The 7533-nt window shown below is 49.6% G+C and carries 3 protein-coding genes, 1 tRNA gene and 1 riboswitch; all 4 genes read left to right on the top strand.

Features of this window, described 5'->3' with window-relative positions; genetic code table 11:
- Window positions 1-337 precede the first annotated feature (337 nt).
- A complete protein-coding gene (locus tag Q0X57_RS06635) occupies window positions 338-2746 on the top strand; it encodes a TonB-dependent receptor (RefSeq protein WP_297729326.1) in 2409 nt (802 codons plus the stop codon).
- Window positions 2747-2868: 122 nt separating this feature from the next.
- Window positions 2869-2942, top strand: a tRNA-Ala gene (locus Q0X57_RS06630).
- Between the two features lie 1152 nt (window positions 2943-4094).
- A riboswitch (cobalamin riboswitch) is annotated at window positions 4095-4276 on the bottom strand.
- 998 nt (window positions 4277-5274) lie between these two features.
- Window positions 5275-7044 (top strand): N-6 DNA methylase, encoded by a 1770-nt coding sequence (locus tag Q0X57_RS06625; RefSeq protein WP_297729323.1) that lies wholly within the window; start codon window positions 5275-5277, stop codon window positions 7042-7044.
- 17 nt (window positions 7045-7061) lie between these two features.
- The coding region (locus Q0X57_RS06620) for a restriction endonuclease subunit S (protein ID WP_297729320.1) at window positions 7062-7533 on the top strand (472 nt) is incomplete at its 3' end.

Raw genomic sequence — 7533 nt, 5'->3', positions numbered from 1 at the left:
TGGAGAATTTTCATTTCCTCCGTGGAGTTTTTCAATTGCCTCGGTAGATATCGGATGTTAGAGTAGCTGTGGTACTACATAGCCAGGCTCAATCCATATATGCTAGAGTTGTCGTCAAGCGTAGTTAGTAGACAACAAGAATACAATGCGTTAGCCCTGAAAAATTAGGTGCAGAAAGCGCTCAAAATGTGTGGCGCATGGGGCGCTCTACGCTTATACCCTTCCAAGGTTGTGGCTTATACGACAGAGGAATAGAGACTTCTGAGGTGTATGTGTCATACTTTGGTAACTTTTTTGTGGTACTTTTGCGAGTGGAATCAATCTGCTCAAAGTTCGTATGCGACATCTCTCCAAGTTTGTCTTGCTCGTTGTTGTTCTTACAATCACCGCTTATCTAGATGCTCAGGAGCCCTTTACACAAGAGGTGCGCGGAGAGGTTATCTCCACAGTTCCTGACGATACGATCGTTGGAGCCTCAATCGTATTAGTCGGTAGTGATCCACTCGTAGGGACAACGACGGGCTCGGATCAGAAGTTCTCTCTACGGCTACCTGTGGGGCGTAGCTCTCTGCAGATTAGTTGTGTGGGCTATGAGTCACAGGAGGTAGACCTCCTTGTAGTCGCAGGCAAGCAGAGTGTGTTGCATATAACCTTGACCCCATCAGATACTAAGCTTGATGCTGTGGTTGTGACCGCTCCGTATGACAAGAGTACTCCTACGAATAGGCTTAGCCTAGCTGGAGCGCGTAGCTTTAGCGTCGATGAGGCGTATCGCTTTGCTGCTTCTCTAGGAGATCCAGCTCGTATGGTGCGTAGCTTCGCTGGTATCATGCCGGTCAACGACTCTCGCAACGATATCATCATACGAGGTAATTCGCCCTCTGGGGTGCAGTGGATCCTAGATGGTATCGAGATTAGCAATCCCAATCACTTCAATACAGGTGTCGGTATGACTGGAGGTCAGGTGAGCTATCTCAACACTAATCTGCTGACCAACTCGGACTTTCACCTGAGTGCTTGGCCAGCTCCTTATGGCAATGCGCTCTCGGGTATCTTTGACTTGCGTCTACGTCGTGGCAATCTCGAGCGACATGAGTTCTGGCTACAGTCAGGCTTCGGGGGGCTAGAGCTAGGGGCTGAGGGCTACCTGCGCAAGGGGAGTCAATCGTCTTACCTTGCTTCTTATCGCTACTCCGTTCCTGACATCATGCATGCTCTAGGCTTTAAGATGCCAGTGGTGCCACGATATCAAGACTTCACGACGAAGCTTCACTTTGACCTAGGACAGGGGCATACGCTCTCTTTCGTCGGACTATTTAGCAAGAGTCACATACACTTTGCCACAAACGAGCTGGGAGACAGTTTTGAATATGCCGACTACGACTTTAGTAAGCTATCCTACGCACAGCGCATAGCGGTCAATGCGACAGCCTACATAGCAGGGCTGACACACAGCGTCCAGTTTTCTTCCCGTACGTCACTCCGTACGCAGCTCTCCTTCGTTCGCTCTGATACGAGCGTGCCTGTTGATACGATGGATCTGCGAGGGCACAAGCAGTCCCCTCAGTGGCATCTCTTGTGGTCGGAGATGGCACAGGAGAATAGGTGGACCCTACACTCTGATCTTACATGGCATCCTACTCGGGAGGGCTTGCTCGTGGCGGGAGTCCGAGGCGATCTTTTTGATGCGCACTACTTGGAGCAGACGGCTGATGGTACGTTTGCTCAAGGTGTGCGGACGATTGCTGAGGAGAGCCCACTTTATGGCTTGATCCGAGCCTATGGACAGTATCGTCAGCGCCTAGGAGACTACTGGACAGCTACAGCGGGACTACATAGTATGTGCCTTACGATCAATGATCACTATGCTATTGAGCCCCGTATGGGTGTGCAGTATCAGCCAGCTCGCTCTCACACGATCGGTCTTGCTGCGGGACTGTATAGTCAGATGCTCCCCCGCTCCTTCTACTTCATCCGTTACTATGGACCGCAGGGTATTGAGTATCGCAATAAGCGGGTTGACTTCACACGTAGTGCGCAGATGGATCTCTACTATGACTGGGCTTTTGCGCCTAACTGGCATGCTAAGATAGAGGGATACTATCAGGAGCTATACAAAGTGCCTGTGGTCAATGATCCAAACTCTATATGGACGCTCCTAGAGATAGGGGGCGCTGGACAAAACTACATAGAGCGTCAGAGTGATCTAGTCAATAAAGGACGTGGTAGAAACTACGGCGTAGAGCTTACGGTGGAGAAGTTTTATAGTAATAACTACTACCTCCTCTTCAACGCTTCGCTCTACAGTTCGACCTATACGACTGGATTTCAGAAAGAGTGGTGGAGTACGGTCTTCGATGGTCGATACCTTGTCAATCTAACGGGTGGATATGAGTGGCAGTTGCCGAAGCACTGGGCGCTCTTTACCGATCTCAAGGCCTCCTATGCGGGGGGCATCCGCTACACCCCGATACGAGAAGATCTGTATAAGCAGAGCGGTCGCATAGAGCTTGACAAAACACAGGTCAATGCTCGTCAAGCCAAGGATTACCTCCGAGCAGACTTAAAGATAGGCGCTCGTCAGATAGGTCAGCGCATCACCCAGGAGTGGGCTGTGGATCTGCAGAATGTGACAAACCGTAAGAATGTCATGTCTCTCCTCTTCGATAAGGGTGAGTACTCGACGATGTACACGCAGGGCTTTATGCCGATGGTTACTTACAAACTCTTTTTCTCTGTGAGATAACGAGGAGAGCTAGTCAGCCACTTTGTAAAATCTCGTGGTCGGCTAAGTGGAAAGTTTTCATTACCTTTGCAGTAGTTCGTAAGACACCCCGATAGGGGGAGAGGTCTTGCTTTCGGACTCTTGGGGCATTAGCTCATCTGGCTAGAGCGCGACACTGGCAGTGTCGAGGTGATCGGTTCAAGTCCGATATGCTCCACTACGGGAGGATGGTACTGGTTTACGGTATCATCCTCTTTCTTGTGGTGATAAAGCGCTGTGCAAGTGCGGTTCGTTGCCTTTGTCAATGGAGACTTGCAGATCGAAGCCATACTTACATAAAAAAGAGAAGTCCACACGACACGTACTCAGCGTACTGCGTGTGGACTTCAACCATTCGAAAGCTCTTGGCTTGCTATACCGTCACGTGGTGTGAGGCATAGCTTCTAGCGGGGTAGTACGCTTTGTGGCGACTTCCCTAGAGTCCGTTGAACTAGTCAACGGGACTCTCCTAGAGCGGAACAGTGACCACGATGCTTGTCTGAAGAAGAGTGTGGGCTACGTGAGACGCTCTTGTGGAGAGTAGGGTAGTAGTCGCTGGTCTTTTTCAACACACACTTAACCTATAACCAGTGGTACGCACCATACTTGTCTCTTCGTAGCGGATCCTCTTAGCTTTACGGTGTGAGGTTGTGGCCTCACCGTAGGACTCGCATCATGATTTGCTCGGGGTGGCAAGAGGATCTATTTGTCTATCTCCTAGTCTTGGGTAGACTGACTAGAACCTACAGCTGCTCCTCAAGTGATAAGTATGTACAGTGGTCGCTCTGCGCAGAGTCTGCGGTGACACAGACTGGTCTAGGTCGGTATACACTAGCGTAGTGTAATATAGGGACAGTGGTATAGATGAGAGCCTGCTATATGCTTCCCCTTGTAGTGACGATCAGACGCCTAATAGATCTCGTATGGCACGGGTGCTATAGTAGCACGTATACCTTATGGCACTCATTGCGGTTGTAGTAGCAAGACATTGCTCAATCACTTTATCGAAAACGTTCCCCTATTTAAAGTAAATGTCCTCCTATCTAGTCCCGTATGGGTATCCAAAGAGTCTCTTAGGTGCGTCGCTGTGATCAAGGCTTTTTGACTCGGAAGGTTGTATCACAGTTTCTTCTCGCCGAGAAAGCTGGTAGCTCCCTCAAGATGTCTCCATATCATTACTCCTTGTAGTGTGATGCCTAGATGCATCGCTCACATTGCAACATACATCTCCCGTCGCGCTCGACTAGGAGTAGCGAGGAGCGTACAGCTGGGGGAATAGGAGTCTCAGACTAGGGTCTGAAAGTCGACGATTATTTCCTTATGCTATACCTCGTAGCGCTTCAAGCCTTGCAGGTCTTCTGACTTACCTCATACAGACATCCCTTCCCACACCAATTATTCAAGGTGCAGTGGTTATGATGCCTGCTTTGCGAGGCTTACAGCAGCGGGACTGTTCAGGAATTTCACCTGATTCCCTTTTAAGCTTTGAGGACTCCGAGACCCTACTCGAGGGCAGAAAGCACTCTCAGCACAAAGCCACCACAAAGGTACGATAACTTTCAAATATATCAAAGCGTCTACCTCCTTTTTTTTCAACAGACCCTTACGCCTCGCTTTTTACATAGATTGAGCAAGTCAAGTCAGCGTAGTACGAGTAAGACCAGGTCTGACGCATTATAGCGGACGAGTTCATCTACATCTCTATGTCAGAAATCAAGAGGTGGAGGAAATCAAGAAATTCCTCCGTAGAGATCTTGGATTATCCAGCGAGAAACGGAAAAATTCTTCCGAACTTTCATTTCATTCTTCCGAAGTTCCATTTCGTTCTTCCGAAGTTTTATTTTGCCCCTCCGTGGAGAATTTTCGTTTGCTCCGTGGCGATTTCTGATTTCCTCGGTAGGCGAGACTTGTAACGAAGTGTATGGACGCACGACCGTGCGTCCGTTGTAGTACAGCAAGACGAGTAACGGCTGTAGGGACGCTCGGTTGAGCGTCCGTATCCGTTAAATCCCTGACGTTGTACCCTTTGACACAACGAACGCTGTAACCTTTGATACAACGGACGCTCTCCCGCTAGATACTCACCGTACGTCCCTACAGCCGTTACTCGTCTCTCTTTTGACACATCCACAGAGCCCTCGTCACCTACCGTCTGCTCCTTATTTATTAGTACCTTTGGGGCCTAAGGAGAGGTACGACTCTCGCTACTCTACAATCAACCGAACATACAATCTATGGCACTAGTAAAGCAATCTGTCGAACCGAATATAGCTAACCTCCTAAACAGTCAGCTCAAGGAGTATGGTCTAGACTACAAGCTAGAGCAGGACTCGCTCAATAGTTAGATAGATAATGCCCTCAAGCAGTATGCCTCCAAGCAAGGTGGCGCAGGTGGTAATCGCCCCGATGCGAAGCTACTCCTACAAGACAAGTACGGCACGAGCTATCCGATACTCATTGAGTACAAAGGCTATAAGGACAGGCTTGTCAAGCTCAACGCCACGGGACAGGTGGACAACACGAAAGGTAAGGGAGAGCCAAACTATAAGAACATCAACGACTATGCCGTCAATGGTGCCGTGCACTATGCCAACGCCCTCCTACACTATACAGATTATACTAAGGTCATAGCCATCGGTGCTACAGGGTACAAAGATGGGCAGGGCGAGCTTCACCACCAGATCGGGGTCTACCTAGTCTCTAAGGACAACTACGGAGCGGGACAGGAGGTAGGCTCCTATACTGACCTCTCATTCCTGAGCCGAGACTACTTTGATGACTTTATCGAGCGTGTCAAGACGCTGAGCTTATCGCCCGAAGAGCTCCAGAAGATCAAGGAGCAACGAGAGCGAGAGATCGAAGTCAGCCTCACAAAGCTCAACAACGACATCTATCAAAACGAAAAGGGACTAGGCGAAAACGACCGCATCTACCTTGTCGCAGCAACAATCATGGCAACCCTTGGGGTGCCAGGCTGTGTGAAGCCACTAGAGTCTAGCGAGCTCCAGTGCTCCAATGAGGTGGGCAATCGGGACGGCGACATTATAATTCGCAAGATAGAGGCCTTCCTCAGAGAGAAGAGCATCCCACAAGATAAGCAGGAGTACATCGTACGCCAGTTACAAAACACACTCACCACAGATCATATCAATAAGGTAGTCAATGGTGAGACCCAGCTCAAGCGCATCTTTAATAAGATCGTAGATGACCTCGGTATATACTACAAGATAGGGTTGACGACCGACTTCACGGGCAAGCTCTTTAACGAGATGTACTCTTGGCTAGGCTTTACCCAAGACAAGCTCAACGATGTCGTCCTCACCCCCTCTTATGTTGCTCAGCTCCTCGTACGGCTCACGGGGGTCAACAAGGATTCCTATGTCTGGGACTTTGCGACTGGATCAGCTGGACTACTGGTAGCCGCTATGAACGAGATGCTCCGAGACGCTCGTAAGACCATCTCCTCACCCGAAGAGCTGGCACGTAAGGAGCGACATATCAAGGCGGAGCAACTGCTCGGACTGGAGGTGCTCTCCAACATCTACATGCTCGCCGTGCTCAATATGATACTTATGGGCGATGGTAGCTCTAACATCATCAACCAAGACTCTCTCAAAGACTTCAATGGCAAGTATGGCTATGGCAAGACCGACGAACCGTTTCCCGCTGACGCCTTCATCCTCAATCCTCCCTACTCAGCAGAGGGGTGTGGTATGGTCTTCGTAGAGCGTGCCCTCAAGATGATGTCGCGCGGCTATGCTGCAGTCATCATACAGAGCTCTGCAGGGAGTGGCAAGGCGCGAGAGTTCAACGAGCGCATCCTCCGCAATAACACACTCCTCGCTAGTATCAAGATGCCGATAGATCTCTTCCTAGGCAAGTCTAGCGTACAGACCAATGTCTACCTCTTTCAGGTAGCCAAGCGACACGACCCCAAGTCCATCGTTCGCTTTATAGACTTCTCCAATGATGGCTATACACGCACCAATCGCAAGAAAGCAAGCAATAATCTACGTGACACCGATAGAGCCAAGGAGCGCTACGAGGAGGTGGTCAATCTCGCACTCCATGGCAAGCAATACCTCAAGATCTTTACCGAGGAGGAGTACTACGAGGGAACCATAGACCCCAAGAGCGGAGCCGACTGGAATCAGTCCGCCCCCATCGATACCCGCCCCACACTCCAAGACTTCAAGAAGACCATCTCCGACTACCTCGCCTGGGAAGTCTCTAACCTCATCAAGAACCAACCCACAGACGAAGAGACGCTGGGAAAATAGACGCCCCACTCAACAAGATGCTCTCAGGCGTTGAGTGGGGCGAATATAGGATCGGTGACCTGTTTGAAGTCAAGGGAACTTTAAGCTTTAACAAGGAGGCTCTTGTGTCTGGAGATGAATACGACTATGTCACACGCACATCTCAAAACCAAGGGATACTACAAACAACAGCTTTTGTAAACAAGGAGAACCTAAATGAAGCTGGGACATGGAGCCTAGGTTTGCTTCAAATGGACTTCTTTTATAGACAACGGCAATGGTACGCTGGACAGTTTGTTCGAAAAGTTGTTTTCAAAGGAAGCCTTCCGAATGGGAGCATATCCTTCTTCACAACAGTGTTGAATGCGTTGAAGCCTAAACTTCTGTCTGTATTAGTCCGAGATGTCAATAAAACGTTTTTAGACTCTTACGTTCAGCTCCCCACCCGAGATGGGAAGATAGACTTTATGTTTATGGAGCGATTTGTCGCTGTGCTAAAAGCTCAGCGTG

This window comes from uncultured Porphyromonas sp. (assembly GCF_947254915.1).
Taxonomy (GTDB): domain Bacteria; phylum Bacteroidota; class Bacteroidia; order Bacteroidales; family Porphyromonadaceae; genus Porphyromonas.
The sequence above is the reverse complement of the archived record's forward strand: the minus strand, read 5'-3'. Positions and strand labels throughout refer to the sequence as shown.